The 21,073-nt window shown below is 45.2% G+C and carries 23 protein-coding genes and 1 pseudogene; 9 read left to right on the top strand and 15 right to left on the bottom strand.

From position 1 onward, the window contains the following. Positions 1 to 29 precede the first annotated feature (29 nt). The 3 genes from G6R11_RS06270 to G6R11_RS06260 all read right to left on the bottom strand — a co-directional run bounded on the left by G6R11_RS06270 (position 30) and on the right by G6R11_RS06260 (position 3,454). Positions 30 to 1,604, bottom strand: coding sequence for a polysaccharide lyase family 7 protein (locus G6R11_RS06270; RefSeq protein ID WP_163132231.1), 1,575 nt, complete (start codon positions 1,602 to 1,604; stop codon positions 30 to 32). Positions 1,605 to 2,175: 571 nt separating this feature from the next. After that, positions 2,176 to 2,355: a hypothetical protein gene (locus G6R11_RS06265; RefSeq protein ID WP_016400965.1), complete on the bottom strand. Its 180-nt coding sequence runs from the start codon at positions 2,353 to 2,355 to the stop codon at positions 2,176 to 2,178. A 172-nt stretch (positions 2,356 to 2,527) separates the two neighbouring features. Then, positions 2,528 to 3,454, bottom strand: a complete 927-nt coding sequence (locus G6R11_RS06260) for a hypothetical protein (protein ID WP_163132230.1) — start codon at positions 3,452 to 3,454, stop codon at positions 2,528 to 2,530. A gap of 172 nt (positions 3,455 to 3,626) precedes the next feature. Between G6R11_RS06260 and G6R11_RS06255 the strand changes: the two are divergent. The 5 genes and pseudogenes from G6R11_RS06255 to G6R11_RS06235 all read left to right on the top strand — a co-directional run. Beyond that, positions 3,627 to 3,839 (top strand): annotated as a pseudogene (locus G6R11_RS06255) (VF530 family DNA-binding protein); the annotation flags it as partial. A gap of 106 nt (positions 3,840 to 3,945) precedes the next feature. Next, positions 3,946 to 4,884 carry a lipid kinase YegS gene (gene yegS / locus G6R11_RS06250; RefSeq protein ID WP_163132228.1) on the top strand — a complete coding sequence of 313 codons (939 nt, stop codon included), beginning with the start codon at positions 3,946 to 3,948 and terminating at the stop codon, positions 4,882 to 4,884. Between the two features lie 108 nt (positions 4,885 to 4,992). Next, positions 4,993 to 5,250, top strand: coding sequence for a YdcH family protein (locus tag G6R11_RS06245; RefSeq protein ID WP_163132227.1), 258 nt, complete (start codon positions 4,993 to 4,995; stop codon positions 5,248 to 5,250). Positions 5,251 to 5,377: 127 nt separating this feature from the next. Continuing rightward, the gene (locus tag G6R11_RS06240) at positions 5,378 to 6,001 is read left to right on the top strand and encodes an NAD(P)H-dependent oxidoreductase (RefSeq protein WP_163132226.1); all 624 of its coding nucleotides are present in this window, start codon (positions 5,378 to 5,380) and stop codon (positions 5,999 to 6,001) included. Continuing rightward, entirely contained in the window at positions 5,998 to 7,914 is a 1,917-nt protein-coding gene (locus G6R11_RS06235; RefSeq protein ID WP_163132225.1) for a monovalent cation:proton antiporter-2 (CPA2) family protein, read from the top strand. Before G6R11_RS06240 ends, G6R11_RS06235 begins: the two co-directional genes overlap by 4 nt. A 56-nt stretch (positions 7,915 to 7,970) precedes the next feature. Here the strand turns inward: G6R11_RS06235 and G6R11_RS06230 are convergent, their stop codons facing one another. The 4 genes from G6R11_RS06230 to G6R11_RS06215 form a co-directional block, all read right to left on the bottom strand. Continuing rightward, positions 7,971 to 8,753 carry an arylamine N-acetyltransferase gene (locus G6R11_RS06230; protein ID WP_163132224.1) on the bottom strand — a complete coding sequence of 261 codons (783 nt, stop codon included), beginning with the start codon at positions 8,751 to 8,753 and terminating at the stop codon, positions 7,971 to 7,973. Positions 8,754 to 8,945: 192 nt separating this feature from the next. Further along, entirely contained in the window at positions 8,946 to 9,251 is a 306-nt protein-coding gene (locus G6R11_RS06225) for a hypothetical protein (protein WP_163132223.1), read from the bottom strand. 112 nt (positions 9,252 to 9,363) lie between these two features. Further along, positions 9,364 to 10,191 carry an abortive infection family protein gene (locus G6R11_RS06220; protein WP_163132222.1) on the bottom strand — a complete coding sequence of 276 codons (828 nt, stop codon included), beginning with the start codon at positions 10,189 to 10,191 and terminating at the stop codon, positions 9,364 to 9,366. 349 nt (positions 10,192 to 10,540) lie between these two features. Continuing rightward, the gene (locus G6R11_RS06215; protein ID WP_163132221.1) at positions 10,541 to 11,638 is read right to left on the bottom strand and encodes an alkene reductase; all 1,098 of its coding nucleotides are present in this window, start codon (positions 11,636 to 11,638) and stop codon (positions 10,541 to 10,543) included. Positions 11,639 to 11,821: 183 nt separating this feature from the next. Here G6R11_RS06215 and G6R11_RS06210 point away from each other — a divergent pair, with 183 nt between their 5' ends. Continuing rightward, positions 11,822 to 12,478, top strand: coding sequence for a DsbA family oxidoreductase (locus tag G6R11_RS06210; RefSeq protein WP_163132220.1), 657 nt, complete (start codon positions 11,822 to 11,824; stop codon positions 12,476 to 12,478). Positions 12,479 to 12,480: 2 nt separating this feature from the next. On the opposite strand, the gene G6R11_RS06205 is transcribed toward G6R11_RS06210, so the two are convergent. From G6R11_RS06205 to G6R11_RS06175, 7 genes are read right to left on the bottom strand one after another with little or no spacing between them, the layout of a single operon-like run. Then, complete coding sequence (locus tag G6R11_RS06205; RefSeq protein WP_163132219.1) at positions 12,481 to 13,002, bottom strand: chalcone isomerase family protein; 522 nt, start codon at positions 13,000 to 13,002, stop codon at positions 12,481 to 12,483. Further along, positions 12,995 to 13,468 (bottom strand): DUF2878 family protein, encoded by a 474-nt coding sequence (locus tag G6R11_RS06200; RefSeq protein ID WP_163132218.1) that lies wholly within the window; start codon positions 13,466 to 13,468, stop codon positions 12,995 to 12,997. Before G6R11_RS06200 ends, G6R11_RS06205 begins: the two co-directional genes overlap by 8 nt. Positions 13,469 to 13,471: 3 nt before the next feature. Further along, positions 13,472 to 14,692, bottom strand: coding sequence for a cyclopropane-fatty-acyl-phospholipid synthase family protein (locus tag G6R11_RS06195; protein WP_163132217.1), 1,221 nt, complete (start codon positions 14,690 to 14,692; stop codon positions 13,472 to 13,474). A gap of 24 nt (positions 14,693 to 14,716) precedes the next feature. Then, complete coding sequence (locus tag G6R11_RS06190; protein ID WP_163132216.1) at positions 14,717 to 15,448, bottom strand: DUF1365 domain-containing protein; 732 nt, start codon at positions 15,446 to 15,448, stop codon at positions 14,717 to 14,719. Then, positions 15,445 to 16,698, bottom strand: a complete 1,254-nt coding sequence (locus tag G6R11_RS06185; protein WP_163132215.1) for an NAD(P)/FAD-dependent oxidoreductase — start codon at positions 16,696 to 16,698, stop codon at positions 15,445 to 15,447. The genes G6R11_RS06190 and G6R11_RS06185 overlap by 4 nt, the downstream gene beginning before the upstream one ends. Before the next feature lie 5 nt (positions 16,699 to 16,703). Further along, positions 16,704 to 17,426 (bottom strand): SDR family NAD(P)-dependent oxidoreductase, encoded by a 723-nt coding sequence (locus G6R11_RS06180; RefSeq protein ID WP_163132214.1) that lies wholly within the window; start codon positions 17,424 to 17,426, stop codon positions 16,704 to 16,706. Continuing rightward, positions 17,423 to 17,863, bottom strand: a complete 441-nt coding sequence (locus tag G6R11_RS06175) for a nuclear transport factor 2 family protein (protein ID WP_163132213.1) — start codon at positions 17,861 to 17,863, stop codon at positions 17,423 to 17,425. Before G6R11_RS06175 ends, G6R11_RS06180 begins: the two co-directional genes overlap by 4 nt. A 146-nt stretch (positions 17,864 to 18,009) precedes the next feature. Between G6R11_RS06175 and G6R11_RS06170 the strand changes: the two genes are divergently transcribed. The 3 genes from G6R11_RS06170 to G6R11_RS06160 all read left to right on the top strand — a co-directional run bounded on the left by G6R11_RS06170 (position 18,010) and on the right by G6R11_RS06160 (position 19,953). After that, positions 18,010 to 18,624 carry a hypothetical protein gene (locus G6R11_RS06170; protein WP_163132212.1) on the top strand — a complete coding sequence of 205 codons (615 nt, stop codon included), beginning with the start codon at positions 18,010 to 18,012 and terminating at the stop codon, positions 18,622 to 18,624. 80 nt (positions 18,625 to 18,704) lie between these two features. After that, positions 18,705 to 19,283, top strand: coding sequence for a sigma-70 family RNA polymerase sigma factor (locus G6R11_RS06165; RefSeq protein ID WP_163132211.1), 579 nt, complete (start codon positions 18,705 to 18,707; stop codon positions 19,281 to 19,283). Next, positions 19,276 to 19,953 (top strand): ChrR family anti-sigma-E factor, encoded by a 678-nt coding sequence (locus G6R11_RS06160; RefSeq protein WP_163132210.1) that lies wholly within the window; start codon positions 19,276 to 19,278, stop codon positions 19,951 to 19,953. Before G6R11_RS06165 ends, G6R11_RS06160 begins: the two co-directional genes overlap by 8 nt. Before the next feature lie 57 nt (positions 19,954 to 20,010). Here the strand turns inward: G6R11_RS06160 and G6R11_RS06155 are convergent, their stop codons facing one another. Next, a complete protein-coding gene (locus G6R11_RS06155; protein WP_163132209.1) occupies positions 20,011 to 20,964 on the bottom strand; it encodes a chemotaxis protein CheV in 954 nt (317 codons plus the stop codon). Positions 20,965 to 21,073 lie beyond the last annotated feature (109 nt).

Here is a 21,073-nt window from a genome sequence, read left to right as displayed (position 1 = left end):
TTTAGTATAAACAAATTGATAGCTAAGGCTTATTTCTCAGTGTAAGAATCATGAGATGCTTCAAGCTTGTAGAAGGTTGCTTGAGAGTAGTCATCTAAGTCGCCAGAGATATTTTGGTTGTATACACCCGCTTTAAAGTACATGTACTTACCGCCAACATCGTAGCCGCTGTCGCTCATGTCTACTACTTGAACTGCGTCTTCTTTGCCTTCTCGCATAACGCTAACGGTCATGGTGTTACCAACTACTTCGATGCGGTAGCTAAATACCTCACCTAGCGCGATACCGTCTTCGCCAACTTCAGCAGTTAAATCACCTACTAGCGGATAGAAATCCTCTTTTGTAGCGTCTTGGCTTTCGTGGGCAAAGTAAACCGCACCCGTTGCTTGGTTTGGTAGCTTACGGTAGTACAAACGAATTGGCTCATCGTTTTGGTCGTGAATCTGGCCAATGATAAAGCGACCTACTTCGTTAGCGGCACCAGTAGTAGTGGCGTGATCAATCTTAAGGGTAGCGTTTAGCACGCCATCAATACCGCCGGCAGCTTTTAGATCTGACTCAGGAGCACTTGAGAATACCCAGTTGTTTTTGTTCACACCTTTGGTTTTGTGTGACATGTTACCGCGGCGTAGCATTTCACGAAGCTCGGTACGCGCATATTTTGTGTTTTTAGAAGTACGAACACCTTTCACGTAAGACTTAAATACTAAACCACCATCATCTGCTGTATAGAAGATTTCAGGGTGTGAATAACCATTTGCCAAGTTCCACTCATTTACGTCATCTGGACGTTCATTTTTGTCGTGGTCGAAAGGTTGAGATAAGTACCAGTAAGACAAGTCAAAGTTCTCACTTGGCGCGTTACCCGCTAACGGCGTTTCTGGTAGAGGTGGCGTTGGAGGAAGCTCAGAACGCGAACAGCTTACCGTGGTTTCACAAGGGTATACTGCTGGCGCACCAAAATCACCTGAGCGAAGGTCTTTACGCGCTGCTTTACGTGCTTTCTCGGCCGCTTTCATTTCTGCAATCATTGACGCTTCAGCAGCAACAACTGCACTGGTAATGATGTGGCTTGATGGACAAGCGTTAATGCCACAGTTTACTGCAGCTAATTCAGTAACACTGTTCCAACCATTTTTGGTATTGCCGTGGCCAACGTATCTTACGTAGCGGGCATTTACTGCAGGCTCAAACTGGAAACGTTCTAAACCTAGGGCTTTACCAGAGCTCTCTTGGCCCTCTAGTACTGTTGTCCAATTTTCACCGTCAACACTCATTTGGATATCAAACTTAGACTGACGCTGGTTACCTTTACTAAAAGCAGCTTGAACAGCATCAAACTCTTGAACTGAACCGTAGTCCAGCGTCGCCCACTCGCCGTCACCGGCTGCTGACCAACGCGTTGTAATGTCTTGATCGATTAAACGGTCAGGGCCGTTACCATCGTGGCTACTTGCTGTAACTGCTACTGGCGTTAATAGAGCTTCACCGGTTTCTTTGTTGTTGGTAAACTTTTCAACAGAATCAGAGCCAGAAGTTGATGTACAACCAACGGCAAGAAAAACAGAAGTTGCTAGCAAGCTTTTTAGATAGATATGTTTCATTTATCCATTCACCTAATGTTGTATAAATCAACCATATAGTTTTGGTACATAGTCGACTCAGTGCTGTGTGTTGACGTGGAAATAACAGCTATCTCCGTTTCCACATTGTCTGAAACTCTATACGAGAGCGTTTTCAAATCTAATGAACCACAAAGATATATAATTTAATAATACAAATGTGAAAGAATGTTAATAAATGAGATTGAGATCTAATACTGCAGCTCGAAAAGTGATCTGTGTTCACAAAAATTAGGCGTACAAATTAAGGCTTTGCCCAAAGCGTTCAAACATCTACTTTAGCTAAAAGCCTGCGCTTAGTTCCTGTTAGGCACTCGGCTAATTTAAGCTAGTCGTTAGCGGCGAATTCGTCGAACAATTACGCTCTATTTCACTTTGTGAGGCACTATGATGACCAGTCATTTAAATGTGCTATGCACTTAAATAAACAAGAAGCCAAGCTGTTTTCAGCGTTCGATATTGGCTGATCTAAGCTGATTAAGTGGCTTAATCCTGTCGGCTTGAGCATTGAATAGTCAGACAAAAAATAAGCCGCTGATGCGGCTTAGTCTATTTACACTTTTATATTTATATTTTCGCCAAGACCAGCTCTAGTCGCAGGTGCGGCTTCTGGTACATCAGCTGCGGCCACTAATTCTTGCACCGCCTTACCGTCTTGCTCTTGCTGGCTTTTCGCCAGTTTGGCTGAAATCACTTCCATAGACTGCGAAGTGCTTGCTCCACTGATTTCCATTCTACCTCCTATTCCTGGATATCAAATTTATAGCGGCAATACAGAGATTTCCTTTAGCAAATTTTGTTATTTAATCTCAACTCGAGATAATAAGCCTATTTATCAAAATATTACCTATTGTCTTACTTAGTCCTTAACGCTACTTTAGATTGCTTACACTAAGTTGAGCTGACTAATTTTCACAAGCTTCGGTAATGAGTTGGTGCTCACCTTTATCCTCACCCTTGGCAATCACAAAATCACTGACAAATTGATAGCATTGCACATCGCCCTGCATCGCCAATGTTTTTATGGTAATTACCCCGCTGTTACCCGAGCTGCGATTACTCCACTGCTCTTTAGCCCCTTGTTTTGGCTTTTCCATCAGCTTCTTCATGGCTTGTTCGTATTCGTCCCGGTCATCGTCGGTAATGCTGTCTGAGCTCTTAAGGCCTAGTCGCTCGGTAGTGTTGTCGCCAATCCTGCCGATAAGATTGAACGGTGAGGTTAAAATGCCTCCCACAAAACCGGTCACTAGGCCTTTACTGGCCTCTTTACCGGCATCTTCAGCTTTACTCACTAAATCATCGGCGCTGGCAATAATCTCGGGGATCTCGGCTCTAAGTGCTTCACTTTCACCACGAATGGCTTCGCTTTCAGCCAAAATAAGCGGCACTTGCGGCACCACCTTGGCAATCTCTTGATTGGTTCCGCGCACGGTGGTGTTGGTTTCATCCACTCGCTTGAGGATAGACGGTAACTCTTCACGCCAGGCCTCGGTTTGCTCTAATACCGGCTCAATGGCTTGGCGAACTGAAGCGACTTCATCCATGATCAAAGGAAGCTGAGCGTTAATATCATCTACTCGGCTTAATACCTCGGGGATCAGTTCTTGATAGCCCTCGCTTTGCTCAATAATTTGCGGGATAAAGGTTTGCAGCTCAGCAACTTGCGCCACAATAGGGTCAACACGCTGCGCCGTGCTATCCACTTGCTCTAACATGCTGGGCAGCTGTAGTCGCACTTGGCGAAGCTCTAGGGTAAAAAATACAATTGCAGCCGTTAATGCAAACAAACCCAAGGCGGTAAGCACTCGAACCATGCGTAAAAAACCTTCCATTTAAGCCATTTTCCCGTTAATTACATTCCGTTTAACCATAACCTATCTGCGCTGCAGAGTCTGCGCAAACCATAAGAGATATGAAGCAATAAGCCAATTAATCCAGATTTGCTTTAGCTGCCTCTATTTGAAGCTGATACACTGAAGCGGAGCAAGAACAATAGGTTTAAAAATGACCCAAGCAAACAACCCCCTGCACGGCAAAACCCTTCAAAGCATTGTTGAAGAACTCGTTGAATTTTATGGCTGGGACGAGCTAGGCGCTCGCATCAATATTCGCTGTTTTACCCATGACCCAAGTGTTAAATCTAGCCTGAAGTTTTTACGTAAAACCCAATGGGCGCGCGATAAAGTAGAAGCTTTATACCTAAGAATGAAAGGTTTAGCCTAAGCAACACTAGCCATTATATAGCTGCTTGCTAGCCAGCTAATTCAATCGTGCATATAGTAATAAGGCAGTTAAGTTGCTGATAACTAAATAGAGGTTAATTGTGGAACTTCGAATAATACTAAACGGAAAGAAAGCCCACCTGCCGGAAATACGTGAAGCCGTGCAACAGTTGCGCAAGCAAGGTCACGACATTCAGGTAAGAGTGACCTGGGAAGGCGGTGATGTTGAACGTTTAGTCGCAGAAGCCCACCAACAAGGTTGGAACAAGCCAGAGAAAAAATTAGTGATTGGCGGTGGTGATGGTTCGGTGCAAGAGGTGGTATCAGCCCTTATGCACTATCCAGCCGAACAACGCCCTAGCCTGGGTGTATTGCCACTGGGCACAGCCAACGACTTTGCCACAGCCTGCCAAATCCCTAACACGCCATTAGCAGCTTTAGAGTTTGCCTTAGCCAACAGCGCCAAACCGGTTGATGTAATGCAAGCTACCGATTTAGAGACTCAGCAACACTTCTATTTTATGAATGTACTCACTGCCGGTTTTGGTGCACAGATCACCGCCGAGACCCCAGTAGAGCTTAAAAACTTTTTAGGCGGTGGTGCTTATACCCTATCTGGCATTGTGCAGGCTTTAAACTTTAAGCCTTATATTGGCGAGCTTAGCAGCCCAAACAAGCAAATCTCTGGCGGCATCATCATTGGTGCATTGTGCAATGGTAAGCAAGCTGGCGGCGGCCAAATATTGGGGCCCAATGCCTACCTTAACGATGGCCTAATGGACATTTGTTTAGTACGTGATTTTCCCGCTACTGCGCTAAGCCAAGTACTACAAGAAGCTACAGCCTTTGGCAATGGCGAACAAATTGAAGCTGAGTACGTAATCTCTTGGCAAACCCCTTGGTTAGAAACCAAATCCGAGCAATTCATTCCAACCAACTTAGATGGCGAACCGCATAAGTTTAACCATGCCCGTTTTGACGTGTTAGCCAATGCCTTAGCGCTAATCGTGGCCGACTCTTGCCCTTGCTTAAAGCCTTAACCACTAAAATCAGCGCGTAAACTTTTGCCTTAAACCAAGAGCTAAGTGGCCTAGTTTAGCCAATTTCGACTAAGCTAAAAGCTAGGCCAGCAAGCTAACGAGGCAAATATGTTAGGTGAGAACCACGCGCTTATTTTTGAGTTTCCAGAACATCGGGATAAAATTCATCAGCTTAAAGTAGCAGACAGTGATTTTAATGCCCTCGCCAAGCGCTATCATCAACTAGACCATAAAATACGCGGCTTAGAAGCCACTCAAGTCCCTGCAGAAGATCAATACTTCATGCAAATGAAACTACAGCGTGTTCAACTCAAACAACAAATATTTGGTATTTTGTCGCAGCCCGCTTCAGCAACGGTAGAATAGTTAAGCCTCCAGATAAGCCTAATAAGCTAATTTTATTCGCTTTTTACTTGAACCTAGTTGCCAAAACTACCTATATTGAAACTAATTTTTATCGTAGCTTGTTATGCAAGGCTAAAAGGAATTGCTAATGCCGAAGCAGAAAAATAAAGTATTGCTGCTATTTGCGCACCCGTCGCAAGATCGCTCAGAAATAAACAGCCCTATGTTCAAACTCGCCAGTAAAACCGATGGCGTAACCGCCGTTGATTTATATCGCGAGTACCCCAGTTTTCGAATAGACGTAGATAAAGAACAGCAGCGTTTACTAGCACACGACATTGTGATTATGCAATTTCCACTGTACTGGTATTCCACGCCCGCCATCTTAAAAGAATGGCAAGATTTAGTGCTGGAATACGGCTTTGCTTATGGACTCGGTGGCACCATGTTGCATGGTAAAACCTTGCTATGCGCCATTACCGCAGGCGGCGCAGAGGCGGCTTATCGCAAAGAAGGTTATAACCATTTCACCATTCGCGAATTACTGCACCCAATAGAGCAAACCGCCTCACTGATTGGCATGCGCTACCTAGCGCCTTTTGCCTTGTTTAGCTCGCGAACTGCCGCCGAAGAACAGCGCGACAAAAAACATCTAGATGATTGGAGCCAACTACTTAACTCTTTAGTAAACAACAAGCTAGATCTAGAACTTGCTTCTGGCTTAGCCAAGTTAGATGTACAAAACATAGACCTTATAAGGGGCTTGCTATGACAGGTTACTTCTTACAAGCGTTTGTATACTTAATTGCCGCCGTACTGGCTGTGCCGCTGGCTAAGCGCCTAGGTTTAGGTTCGGTATTAGGCTACTTAATTGCGGGGGTAATTATTGGCCCAGTGATTGGTTTAGTGGGCAGTGAAACCGCCACTATTCAACACTTTGCCGAGTTTGGCGTGGTGATGATGCTGTTTGTTGTTGGCTTAGAGTTAGAGCCGCGCATGCTATGGAACATGCGCCACAAGCTAATAGGTTTAGGTGGCCTGCAGGTAAGCATTACCACTGTGGTAGTGATGTTGCTTTGCTTAGCCTTTGGCCTGCAGTGGTCGGTGGCCTTGGCCGTTGGCTTAATCTTTTCGCTGTCTTCGACCGCCATTGTATTGCAAACCTTTAACGAAAAAGGCCTAGCCAAAACCGACGGTGGGCGCTCCTCCTTCTCGGTATTGCTGTTTCAAGATATTGCGGTAATCCCGATGCTGGCGCTAATTCCGCTATTAGCATTACCCGAGCTAATAGCCCTATCAGAAAAGCTGGGTGAAGCGGCGGCCGAACACGGCGACAGCCTAAACTTAGTGGCTCACCTACCCGGCTGGGCGTATGGCATTGTGGTGGTGGTAGCTATTGTGGCCTTAGTTGTTGGCGGCCATTACCTTAGTCGGCCACTTTTCCGCTATGTGGCCAGCTCTGGGCTACGCGAGATTTTTACCGCAGCCACCTTAATGCTGGTTATTGGTATTGCCGCCTTAATGGGCTTGGTGGGTTTATCTCCGGCTCTAGGTGCATTCCTTGCGGGTGTGGTACTCGCCAACAGTGAATTTAGGCACGAGTTAGAATCCACCATCGAACCCTTTAAAGGTTTACTACTAGGCTTGTTCTTTATCACCGTGGGTGCGGGTGTCGACTTTGGCGTATTGCAGCTGCATTGGGGCAAAGTTATCGCCATGGCCTTAGGCATCATGCTAATTAAAGCCACCATTTTGTTTGCGCTGGCGATTACCTTTAAGATTAGAAACAGCGACCGTTGGCTATTTGCCTTAAGCCTGGCTCAAGCCGGTGAATTTGGTTTTGTATTGCTTAACTACACCGTGCAAAACCATGTAATCCCCCAAGACCTATCGCAAATATTGTCGTTAGTAGTGGCCTTCTCAATGTTCTTAACACCGAGCTTGTTCATTCTTTACGACAAAGTTATTTTGCCGCGTTACGAGCGCTCCGAGAATACTCAAGAGCCCGATGATATAGACGAACAAGGCACCGTGATTGTGGCGGGCATTGGTCGTTTTGGCCAAATCGTAAACCGTTTCTTGGTAGCCAATGGGATAAAAACCGTGGTGCTCGATCATCAAGCTGGCCAAGTAGAATTAATGCGTAAAATTAACATTAAAAGCTACTATGGCGATGCCACTCAACCAGACTTATTGCATACCGCTGGCATTGAAGAAGCCAAACTAATGGTGGTCACCATTGATGATAAAGAGAAGGTGCGCGACATTGTTAAATACGTAAAACACGCTCACCCTCATGTACGTTTAATGGTGCGGGCATTTGACCGTGGCCACGCCTACGAACTGCGCAGTTTGGGTGCCGACCACATCATCACCGAAGCCTACTACTCGGCCTTAGAAATGGGTGGTCGAGCACTTAACGAATTAGGCTTTCATCCCTTTAAGTCAGAGCAGCTTAAAAGTGCTTTTGACCAACTAGAAAAAGATAACAAAGAAAAGCTTTATCAAGCTTGGTTAGCTGGTCACGAAGATAACCGCTTTAGTAACGATTACCGCGACCTGTTTTTGCAATTGGAAGAGCTGCTAGGCAAAGCCATGAGTAAAGATCGCAGCGACGGTCACTCACTCACCGAGCGAGGCTGGACGCCACCACCTAAAAACTACCAAGACGACTTTAAGTCGTAGCTTGCAAAACAACAGCAGCCTTGGCTGCTGTTGTTTTGCGTTACCAGCGCGTAAGGCTAAAGCTCAAGCGCAAACTTATCTTTTAATAGAGTGTTTCGCTCAGTATCAGCCACAGCTGTTTCCGTTCGGTTTTGCGCTAAATCAGTCTCGATAAAGGTATTGTCGCTTAGGGTGATTCGCCCCTGTTCGGTCCAGCGGGTTACAACTAGCTTTTGCACAAATACAGAGTCTGGCGAAGTTTCTACATAATGACAGGCAGGTTTAAAGTCTTCACGCATAGCGCCTTTTGGCTTAAATACATAGCGCTGAACAAGCACTTGTTGTTCCGAGCGGTCTTGTATAGAAGCTAACGGCTCAGTTAACAAGACTAGATGTTCATCGTCATAAGCCTCACAATGAAAACGCAGGCCCTCACACTCAGCATAATCACCACCCGCAATCGCTAAGGGTTTGCCTAAATAAATGCCATTGCCCACATCCACTAAGTACTCTTTGCCCGCCAGTTTTACAATTACCGCCATGTGGTTGTAATCCCAATCGGCACGGGCTTTTTTATCTGGCCACATTTGCGCTGCAATGATTCGCGCCTTAAAACCCAGCGCTTGCAAAGCGTCACAAAACAAACTGTTTAGCTCGTAACACACCCCGCCCTGCTTGCGCTCAACCACCTTGTTGAATACTGCCGAAGGGCGATAATCTAGCGGCTTTTGCTGCTGAATACTGAGATTTTCAAAAGGCACATTAAACAAAAACTGCTGCTGTAGTTGGCTTAAAGTGGCAAGGTCTATAGTTACTGATTGCTTAAAATCGATGCGTTGTAAAAAAGCGCGAGTATTCATTAAAAGGCTCCAAACTTGTTCAGTGGCCACCAGCATAAAACCTCAAGCATGCTTGAGGTAAAGAGAAAATGTGTTGATATTTTATTTGTGGTTTATTTGAACACTTTCAACGATATGGGAACGGAGCCAATAATTGATTTAATTTGACTCTGACCCCATTTATTCTCGTTGAGCAACTTGATATATCCCAAATTACATAGCCTGATAGCTATTGACCCCAAACAACCAAGTTATCCACATGAAGAAGTTCAGCAGCAATGCTGAGAATACCAGACCTGATACAACGCTCAGTAAAACTGCAACACGACCGTCAAGTCGCTCCCCAAATATGAAAAAAAACAGAAAAGCCAGTACTGGAAATGAGAGCAACGAATACCAAAATACAATTGGCCCAATTGAACCGAAGTTCGCTAACTTGAAGCTCGCTGAAATGACAACCGGTAAAATGAATAGCCCAATTATGTATGCTGATGCTCTGGCTTTACTTAACGCTTCCATTCCTTCCTTAGATTACAACGCCGCCATACAGAGGCGAAAAATGCTTGGCCATAATTAGCGAAGAATGAGCGCAAGCCAAGCTTTTTGCGGCCTTTCTTGATGGCCTTGTTATCTACTTTTTGCGCCGTTCATCCCAAGTTTCAAGGACAAAAAGAGCAATTGTATGAGCTGAATTGATGGCTAAGCGCGCGTGCCTTGGCTTAAGGTTATATAGTTTTCGACCTTCACCATGAGCTGAACTAGCGTGCGTTCTAAATGCTCCAATTCCATCGACTATAGAAATGATTCCACTGAGCACTCGCTTTAGATCATCATCTTGAACTAGCTTAGGATCGAACCCTAAATCACCTCTAACAATCTTCCAAACGTTTTGAAGGTCTTGCTTTTGTGGTTTACTTAGCCCTTCATCGGCAATATAAACTTTGAAAATTGATTCAAGGATATTGCAAGCAGCAGATACTGCTTCTCGCGGTTCAGAATTGACATTTTCCAATGCTCTATTAAATTCTGCTTCTATTGAGGGAATATCTCGACCTTGAATAAGTTCTGATAAAGCTTTGCTTGGAGCTGCGCTTCCGTCAGAGATGTTACCACCAGATGTATAAGTGAAATGGCATTGTGCAAAAATTGACACGAGTTTTTCTTTAAACTCTTTTTTATGATTAGTAACATTGTGCCCCCACAGGACCTGCTCTTTCTCATCTTGTTCAGGTAATTCCATGTGAGTTTCTATTAGTTTACCCAGCACCTTCAATGGGTAATCAGACTCTTTATTTATTCTTCTGAGCCATGCCTGTACTTTTACAGGTTTAGAGCCTTCTGGCGGTTCTCCGGGAGCATCGGCATACAAGAACAAGTTATCAAGGCTCGCATGAGTTTCTATCTCTGGAAGGTTTTGAGATATAACTGCGATAACTGGTGCAGGGATTTCTTTTTTCATTATGCTCCGAAAATTCAACTAAATAGCTAACATTTGATTACTGCGACCTTGCAGCTTGCTCTACCTTACAAGGTAGTAATCTGCAAAGCCCCCAAGTAATTACGAGCTTTAGAAAAACGTCATTTAATCATACAGTAACAACACCACTGCAAATAACCATTAACTCAACAAGATACCCTTTACTTGAGTTAGCTCACTAATGTTAAGTGACTAAGCGGGACAGCTAGAAGCTAGAACATTAGACGCAGGTGCATTGATAGGAAAGCTGTAAGTTCCCCATCAAGAGCGCAATAAAAAAGCCAGTGAGCAATTACCTTGCTCACTGGCTCTCACAACTAAAACCTACTAACTAGGCCTTATAACTTGGGTAGTCCGTTAGGCCTTTTTCTCCACCGCCAAACAAGCTGTTTGGATCATGTTCGGCCAATGGGTAGCCGTGCTCTAGTCGCGCCGGTAGATCGGGGTTGGCGACAAAGGGGCGACCAAAGCCAATCATGTCGGCAAGGCCTTCCTCTATGGCTTGTTTAGCGCTGTCGGCTTTATAACGGCCTGCGTAAATAAGCACGCCTTTAAAGGCTTCTCGTAATGCTTGTTTAAAGGCTTTTGGTGTTTCTGGCGCGTCGTCCCAGTCTACTTCGGCAATGTGCAAATAAACGATATTGTGTTTATTTAGCAGCGCTGCCGCGGCGGTGTAGGTTTCTTCTGGCTTAGCGTCTACAGTGCCATTTAAGGTAGTGAGCGGAGCTAAGCGTACGCCTACTCGCTCGGCACCAATGGCGTCGACCATGGCGGCAACTACTTCATCTAAAAAGCGCAGGCGGTTGGCTAAACTGCCACCGTATTGGTCGCTACGCTGATTCGATTCTGAATCAATAAACTGGTTGATCAAATAACCGTTGGCGGCGTGTAGCTCAATGCCGTCGAAGCCTGCCGCAATGGCATTAAGTGCTGCTTGGCGGAACTGTTGAATCACTTCATCAATGTCTTGTTGGCTCATTTCGCGTGGAGTAACTACATCAACAAAGCCCGGCTCGTCGCTGCCGTTATCAATAAATACTTTTACGTTTTCGGCTTTAATGGCAGACGATGAGATAGGCTGTTCGCCGTTAATGTTGTCTGGGTGAGTCACTCGTCCTACGTGCCACAGTTGGGCAAATATGGTGCCGCCTTTGGCATGTACTGCCTCTGTAACCTGCTTCCAGCCGGCGATTTGCTCGTCACTATAAATGCCCGGTGTCCATGCGTAGCCTTTACCCATAGGCGAGATTTGAGTGCCCTCGGCTACGATTAAACCTGCGCTGGCACGTTGTGCGTAGTAGCTTGCCATCATTTGGTTGGCAACATCCCCCGGCTGACTGGCACGCGAGCGAGTCATTGGTGGCATAACCACGCGATTGTTTAGGGTGTGAGTGCCAAGCTTGATAGTGTCGAACAATGAAGTGCTCATGGTAGAGATTCCTCTAAATTTAACTGCCAGCATAATAGCAACTCGCCAGCTATCTATTTAGATCAAAAACAACAAATCATTATTGCACCAGCGACAAATAAGCCTACGCCTGATTTAGTGCGGTGGTTGCCAATTTACCGGCAACTCCGCATACTCTAAGCTGGTTTAGTCGAGGGGTAAGTTATGTCTGCTGGTATTTCTTTGCGCATAGATATTGTGTCTGATGTGGTGTGCCCTTGGTGCATTGTGGGTTATTTGCGTTTGCAGCAAGCACTTAGTCAATTAAGCGAGGATATTCGCCCACATATTGAATGGCACCCCTTTGAGTTAAACCCCAACATGCCAAGCGAAGGACAAAACCTGCGCGAACATATTCAAGAAAAATACGGCAGCACCGTTGAGCAAAGTGAAGCGGTAAGAGACCAATTAAAAAGCTTGGGTGAAGAACTCGGTTTTAGTTTCCACTTTAGCCCCGAGTCGCGTATTTACAATACCTTTGAAGCCCACCAGCTGCTGCATTGGGCTCAGCCCTATGGTAAACAAACCGAGCTAAAACTGGCCTTGTTTGACGCTTACTTTAGCCAGGCTAAAGATCCCTCCGATAGAAATACTTTGCTGGATATTGTTGAAAGCATTGGCCTAGGCCGAGAGCTGGCCGAGCGAGTATTAGTAGATGAAATGTATGTTGAGGCGGTAAGAGATAGCAAGCAGCAATGGCAGAATCAAAACATTAGAGCGGTGCCAGCTTTTATCTTCAATAATCGCTATTTATTATCTGGCGCACAACCGGTTGAAACCTTGCTGCAAGTGATTAATGAATGTGTTGAACAAGCTAGCTAGGCTTAGTTTGCACCCACTAATTTACGCTGCTGTTTAGGAAAACGGCTATCTTCAGATAGCCAGATGCCTAAGAAATGCTGACTAAAAAGCTTGTCTTGCAACGAGCCAAGCAACTGGCCATTAAGGTAAAAACGCCCTTGGTCGGCGGAATCGGCCACCAGTTTAAGTTGGTCACCTTTTTTTAGATCTGGCCACAATACCGATAGCTCTGCTAACCATTGCTCGCAAGGCGCTTGCTCACATACGCCAAGGCGCTGCCATTCATCTTGAGTGGCATCTAATAGCTTGTTACGTTTAATTTTTCTTAAGTAATCAATGGTAAGGGTCATGGGGTAGCGGTTTTGCTGGTAAAGCCCATCGGGGCTATGCAAACTCACTTTATAAATGGGCCAAAACAATACCTGTAATTTTGCGTCACCCACCAACTGCATTTGGGTTTCTGCTTGGCTAGCAAAGCTCAATAACAGGCTCGCTAACAGCAAAGATTTGAATGATAAAGCGTTGAACAATCTGGCTTTAAACATAACGTTTCTCCAATAGCGAATTGGCCAAGTAAGCAAAACCGGCCCACAAAGGAAACAAAATAAGTAGGCCTAATATTGCATCGGGCTGTATCGCGAATACCTGCGCTAAGCTGGCAAGGTAGTAAGAAACCGGCCCCATTACCGCCACAAACAAGGGCATAAAAGGTTTAGAGAAGCTGGCTAAACTTGGCAATAACAAGGCAAAACTGGCCCACAGCAGCATCATAAACAGTGGTAAACCTTGTGAAGCAAAACTGAGCACACCCATTTTGACCAGGCTAAAATCTAAAATAACCCCCACCACGCTTAACATGGCGCAAGGAACAAGCACTGCCCACTGGTAGCGGCGAACTTGCAAAGCCACTAAGCCCAGTACGCCAAGCGCCATAAATACCACTGCTTGCTGCCCCCAAAAAAAGGCAGCAAGCCAGTTAAGCTTAAACAGCACTAACACTGGCCATTGCATGACTTAAGCCTTAACCATGGTGAGTTGTTCGGTGCCGATGTTGTGGCTTCTAAAGCCTGCTTCGCAGTAGGCGAAGTAGAAATGCCACAGGCGGTAGAACTGTTCGTCGAAACCAAAGTGTTGGTTATTGTTGTGTTGTTGCTGCACCCGTTGATGCCAGTGCTGTAGAGTTTCGGCGTAGTCGATGCCGATTTCTAAACGTTGTAATGATTGTAATCCCTGCTTTGAGAATAACTGCTTGAGCAACGAGGGCGACGGTAAAAAGCCACCAGGGAATACATATTGCTGAATAAAGTCGACGCTTTTGCGGTAGGCCGAAAAACGGCGGTCATCAATGGTAATGGCTTGCAGCAGCATAATGCCACCAGCCTTTAGTCTGTTGGCACACACCTGGGCAAAGCCGGGCAAAAACTTCTCTCCTACGGCTTCGATCATCTCAATAGACACTAGCTTGTCGTATTGGCCTTCTAAGTCTCGGTAGTCTTTATTGAGCACAGTGACTAAGTGGCTGAGATTGCGCTCCGCGACTTTTTCTAGCACATGGGCGTGTTGCTTGTCGGAGATAGTTGTAGTGGTAACTTTGCAGCCATAGTGGCTAGCGGCGTACATGGCTAAGCCGCCCCAGCCGGTTCCAATCTCCAAAAGGTGGTCACCCGATTCGAGCTTCAACTGCTCACAAATACGTTTAAGTTTATTGTCTTGGGCCTCGGCTAAAGTGATATCTTGTCCGCCAAAAATGGCTGAAGAATACTGCATTTGTGGGTCGAGGAAGGACTGGTAAAAGTCATTACCTAAGTCGTAATGAGCCAGAATGTTCTTTTTGGCTTGGCGTTTGTTATTGCGGCGAAAGAAGTGCTGCACTTTAAACCATGCGTCGGTAAACCAGTGTAGCTTTCTGTCTAGGCTGTCTAGGTGATCTTGGTTGTCGGCCAAGAGTTGCAGTAATTGGTGTAGATTAGAACAGCGCCATAAACCTTCCATGTAGGTTTCGCCGGCGGCGATGCTTCCACCTTTCAAAATTCGCGAAAAAACTTGAGAGTCGAGAATATGTACCTCTACCGTGTCGGGGTGATCAACTTCACCGAGATGAACTGATTCGTAGCCTGTTTGACTCATTAAGATAGCGCCGCCTTTTAAACCATCAAAGGTTTTTAACACAAGGTGACGGGTCCAATCTAAACCACTGGAAACTGAAGCAGAGGAAAGCGATTTTGCAGTAGCCATAGTTTTTCCTTAGGGCAATTTTAATTATTTTTTAGCACTGGCTGGATGACCATAAAACGGGACTTTTTTCATCCAAAGCTTCAATGCTTGCCAGTAAATTCCAGTAACAACTTTGAGAGTCATTAAAGGGTATGAACTTATTACGCGGCGAAGGCTAGAAGAGTTTAATGGCTGCTTAATTAAATTTATGCCAGCACTAAATTCCTTTTGCTGGCGCCAGCAGTTAATCACAATATTAACTTGCTGCTGTACTAATTTAACTTGCCAGTTATAGCGCATATCCATGGGGTTGAACGGGGAAACATGAAAGGTTTTATCGTGATCTTTAAGCTCATTTAAATCGAGCCAATATTGATGTTTTTCCTTCCATGGGGTGTTGGTCACTTCTGCCAACATGTAATCGAACTTTTCACCGTCGCCATAAAGCACGAAATTAACCGGGCTAAAGTACCAACCTAAACAACGCAGCTGACCAAGTAATACCACTTGCTTGGCTTGATAGTCGGCTTGAAAGCGCTGCTGGGCGCGTAAGGCTTTATCTCGAATTGTGCCTTTTTCGCTTCCCAAATAATCACCCGCCTTTAAGCGAAACCAAGGTAAAAAGCGACCAAAGCCGCGCAGCGTTTGCTGCACAGCTTGTTCTTCGGCCAAATCTATCCAAGCGTAATAAAGCCGATAACTAAAGCCATGCTTGCGCGGCACAAAACGTTGATGAAAAGTATCACCAAAGGCAATCGCCGAATGCTTTATATTCATAAGTCCACTCCAAACTTACGACATACCTCCACCGCCGAGCGCACTCCGTCTTCATGAAAACCGTTGTGCCAATAGGCCCCGCAAAAGTAACTTTGATTGTGGCCACAAATGCTGTCGCGTTGTTGTTGAGCTTGGTGGCCTTCTACGGAAAATACCGGATGCATGTAGTTAAAACGTTTAATCACTTTATCCTCGGCGATTGGCTCTAAAGGATTAAGGGTTACACAAAACTGTGGCGCGTCGCTTAAGCCCTGCAAACGATTCATATCATAGGTAACGCTGGCTAAGCGGTCGCCTCTATCTCCACTAGGAGGCAATAGGTAATTCCAACTGGCTCTAGCGCGATGAATGCTAGGTAGCAAGCGCTCATCAGTATGCAGTATCACTTCATTATTCTGATACTTGAGTTTACCTAATACCGAGCGCTCGTCGTCACTGGCTTGTGCACCAAGTGCCGATAAGGCTTGGTCACTGTGGCAGGCAAATATTACTGCATCGCCCTGCCATTTCCAGCCGTCGCTACACTCTATGCTTACGCCGTTCTCGTCTCGTTGAATGCTGCTCACTTGGCTGTTCAAGCGGATTTGCTCATCTAAGCCTTCTAGTAAGGGCTTGATGTATTGTTTTGAGCCGCCAGGAATCACATACCATTGTGGACGGTTGGCTACATCTAACAAGCCATGGTTGACAAAGAAGCGGGCAAAAAACTGCATCGGAAACTGCATAATGCCATTTAGCGAAGATGACCAAATAGCCGCGCCCATTGGCAGCAAATAGTTCTCTTGGAACATTCTCGAGAAGCGATGCTGCTCTAAAAACTGGCCGAGGCTTACTGCGGTATCAATGTCTACGGCTTCTTTGGCTAGCTTATTAAAACGCAGAATTTCATTTATAAACTTATAGAAACTAGGTTTGAGCAAATTACTGCGCTGGGCAAACAGGGTATTTAAATCGTGGCCATTGTATTGCAAGTTGAGCTCTGGGTTTACCACACTAAAGCTCATTTCGGTTTCTTGAGCCTTGATGCCCAACTTGGCCAATAGCTTGTTAAATAAGGGGTAGGTGCGGTCATTAAACACGATAAAGCCAGTATCAACCGCGTGTTCTTTGCCCTCTATAGTGACTTTATTGGTAGCAGTGTGGCCACCTAAATAATCGTTTTGTTCGAGTAGGGTTACTTCGTGCTGCTCTTTTAATAAGTGCGCACAAGTCATGCCGGAAACGCCGGCTCCAATTATGGCTATTTTCATTCTATCTATGCTCCTTCCTTGTGAGCTAAACGGCGACAGATATTTTGTTGCCAGCGATGTGGCAAGCAACTGAGTATGTGCAGAAAGCCACTGAATAAGCTAGGGAAATTAATCACCGCCTTACCTTTAGTTAGGCCTTTTATGATTGATTGACTGGCTTGTTCGGGGCTAATAATACTGGGCATAGCGAAGCTGTTTTTGTCGGTAAGCGGAGTTCTAACAAAGCCCGGTTGAATACAATGAACGCTAACTTGTTTGTCGCCTAAATCGGTACCAAGGGCTTGAGCTAAGTAATGCACCGCCGCTTTGCTACTGCCGTAAGCACCCGCTTGGCTAAAAGGTAATAAATGAGCAAGGCTGCCCACTAAAGCCAATTGCGAACCAGGCTTTAAGTTTTCCCACAGGGCATCTAAGCAGTTAGCGATGGTAAGCACATTGCTTTGCCACACCCGTTCGAACAATTTAGCGTCAAATCGCTGTGGGTCTAGGTATTCACAATTACCGGCACACAACACAATTAAGTCCATCGCGGGTAGGCTGGCAAAGCTGCTACGCACTTGTTCTAGATCGCTAAGCTCAACTTGCAGCGGCGTAATGCCTTGGTCGGTGAGGGCTTGTAAACGCTGTTGATTACGCCCTTGTCCCCACACTTTGTGTCCGAGCTTTTGATAATCTAGCGCGAGCTGTTTACCAATGCCTGAGCTAGCTCCGGTGATGAGAATATTCATTGGGCTAGTCCATTTTTAAGTTTTTTAGAGAGCCAACCAATTACTGGAATGTGGTCGTGCAACATAGCACTTACGTCGTAGTAATCGCGGTGGTAATAGATTTTGTCGTTAAACTTGATGTGACTAATACCATCGAGCGAAAGAATTCGTCCATTGCCCAACTTGGGGTGAGCAAACTGCATTTTCCAGGTAAGACTAAACTCCCCTTCTGCTATTAACCGGGAGTAAAATTCGAAATGGCATTGAGTGGTATTCTGTAATAAATGTTCGAAATAGCTGCGTAAATCTTGCAAACCGTGAAGATGATGCAGTGGGTCGATAAACTCGATATCGTCGGCATATATATCTGACAGGCTCTCTACCTGCGCCATACCTAGCTCGGTGTAAAACTGCTCTAGCTGCTGAACGATATGCGGTGAAGATGCCGTGATACTCATTCAATTTCCCTTTACCAAACAAATATAAGCATTTGTTTCTATTGTCGTTAATCATAGTACGTCAAATAAATTAAGAAAGATCATTCATCCTTTTGGCGACTATTAACGTTATATATGACAAACCACCCATATTTAGGAATGTTTACTTGAGCAGTAACAGTTGTTTTCCGCTAATGATATCTCGCGAACACTTTATGCCGCAGCGCTTCGCGCGGATCAAGGGTGAAGGCATGGTTTTTATCGCCAGTTTGCGCGCTGCAGAAAAAGCTGGCGGCGTGTGGCTAGCTTTTCAAGATAGTGATGGAAATAGTGCGGTACAGGCTAATGACTTAGTGAGCTTTGCTCAAGTAAGCCATATAGATTGGCTTAGCAAGGCACAAATTGAAGTAGAGTTTAAAATACTTCATTGGGGTAAGGTCACCTCGAATGAGCCAGGATTTTGCTCCAACTGGGTATCGCCTACCCTGAGCGCGAACAAAATTGACCTATGGCCAGATTGCTCTAAACAAAAAAATACCGCTGCGCTGCAAAATGCCCTAGCTAACATCAATTTACAGTATCCAGAATTGCAAACAGCTAACTTTGAGCAATCTGTACAAAGCGACCAAGTTAAAACCCTCTGCTGGCGTTGGCTAGAGCTACTGCCACTGCCCATTTGTACCAAGCAACGCTTGCTTAAATCACCCTCTGCTTCTTTATGTATTCGTTATTTAGGATTTATTTTGCGACAAAGTGATCGTTTTACACACCTTGCTCGTTAACTTGTTATCAATCCGCAAACGATTTTGGCAATATGGAAATACACAGTTCAGTATCAAAAATCGGTGGACCGAAAACACCTATGGCTAGTCAAGTAGCTCAGTCCAATAGTGACGATGACATCGCCCTGCTGTTGGCAAACATTGCCAGCGAGCAATGCCGCAAAAGTTATGACTTATTGTTCCGCCAAGTAGCGCCACGCTTATTAAACTTGGCTCGAAAACAATTTGTTGATGAATCTCTTGCCTTAGAGATGGTGCAAGAAACTATGCTCAAGCTATGGCTTAAAGCAGGGCTTTACGATTCAAGCAAAGGCAATGCGATGACTTGGATTTTTTCGGTATCAAGAAACGTAAAGTTTGATTTGATGCGAAAAGGTAAACATCAGCAAAGTTGGATTCAAGGCGATGACTTGTGGCCCATTCTAAGTGAAGAAGAAGACGCTGATAAAGTGTCGACCGAAGACCAAGAATTAGTGAGCAACGAGCTAAAACATTTGATTGACAAGTTGCCAGAAGAACAAGCAGATATCGTAAGGCGTGTTTACCTGCACGGTGAATCGCAACAACAAGTGTCTGAAATATTAAACTTACCGCTTGGCACTGTGAAAAGTCGCCTTAGATTAGCGCTGAAGAAAATGAAGGAGGTATTGGATGACTAGCATTCAATTTCATCCGGCTGAAGAAAGCCTTGAACTGTACGCTGCCGGTCAACTGGACCCAGCAATGAGCATTATGGTGAGTGCTCACTTGGAATACTGCCCAGAATGTCGCCGCCGCGTTGAAGCTGCTGAACTCAAGTTGGCTACTCAACTTGAGCAAGCCCAGCCCGAGACCATGAACAACGAACTGGATTCGATGTTAGCGATGATTATGCAACAAAGCCCTGACAGCGTAATTGAAAGCTCTCAGCCAGCCTTGCAGCAAGAAATCACCCTTGGCAATAAGCGCTTCCCGCTGCCCCGAGCCTTACAAGCTCACCCGCAGCACATTGGTCCTTGGGGGCGTTTACCAGGTAAAATTCAACGTGCTCGTGTTGATGCAGTAAGTGACAGCAAAATGAACTTCATTTACATGGATCAAGACAGCGCCCTGCCAGAGCATACCCATCAGGGACAAGAAATAACCCTAGTACTGGCTGGCACTTTTATAGACGATGCAGGCACCTATGTACCGGGCGACTTCATCATTCAAGATGCGCAAAACAAACATACGCCGCGAACAGCCGCTAACCAAGACTGCTTATGTTTAACCCTGTTGGATGCACCTCTGCATTTCACTTCAGGCTTAGCATCGCTACTTAATCCATTTAGCCAGCTATTCTTTAAGTAACTAGCCGCTAAACTAAAAAACCAGCCAATTGGCTGGTTTTTTTATATCTATTGCTAACTATTGAGACTCTAGCAATTCACGCATTCGTTGCTGAACCACGTCTACCAATAAATCCGGTTGGAACTTAGAGATAAAGCGATTACAGCCTACTTTCTCCACCATTGCCTCATTAAAGCTACCACTTAAAGAGGTATTCAATGCAATAAACAGTTCGCCCATTCGCTCATCACCGCGCACCTCGGCAGTAAGGCGATAACCATCCATTTCTGGCATCTCGGCATCGGTAATCATGAGCAGGATTTCATCGTAAACTGATTTACCTTCATCGGCCCAGCCCTTAAGCATGTTCAATGCTTGCAGGCCATTTTCGGCCTCTATAATCTCCATGCCAAGTTGACCTAATGTTGCCTTTACTTGACCTCGAGCGGTAGAAGAATCATCCACCACCAATACCCGTTTACCGTTAAGTAGGTGTGACACTTTCTGGTCGAGGGCTTCATCTGAAATAGCAATGTTGTAACTAACGATTTCTGCTAGCACTTTCTCTACATCAATAATCTCGACAATACGATTAGTCTCTTCATGCTCGATACGGGTGATCGCAGTTAAGTAGTTACTGCGCCCTACCGAAGTTGGCGGAGGTAAAATATCTTTCCAAGAGGTATTTACTATGTGCATTACCTCACCCACCATAAAACCTTGAACGCTGCGATTATATTCGGTGATGATGAGGTTGCAGTCGACTTTCGCTTCTTCTTTGGCAGGCGGCATTTTTACCGCAGCACGCAAATCAATAACCGGAATAGAATGCCCACGAATGGTAACCACGCCACTAATATGTGGATGAGAACCCGGCAACCTATTCATTCGAGGTAGCTTAACCACCTCTTTTACCTTGAATACATTAATCGCAAACAACTGCATAGAGTTGAGTTTAAAAATCAACAGTTCTAAGCGGTTTTCGCCGACGAGTTTGGTTCGTTGATCCACTGTGGCTAAAACACTAGACATACTACTCAACCTATTCCATGTTAGATAATTACTTCATTATAGCCATCACACACCACTGAGCAAAAACGCAAGTAGCTGTAGAGGCTTGATTTAGCGGCTTAGAACACAA

It is taken from the genome of Agarivorans sp. Alg241-V36 (assembly GCF_900537085.1).
In the GTDB taxonomy this organism is placed as follows: domain Bacteria; phylum Pseudomonadota; class Gammaproteobacteria; order Enterobacterales; family Celerinatantimonadaceae; genus Agarivorans.
The sequence above is the reverse complement of the archived record's forward strand: the minus strand, read 5'-3'. Positions and strand labels throughout refer to the sequence as shown.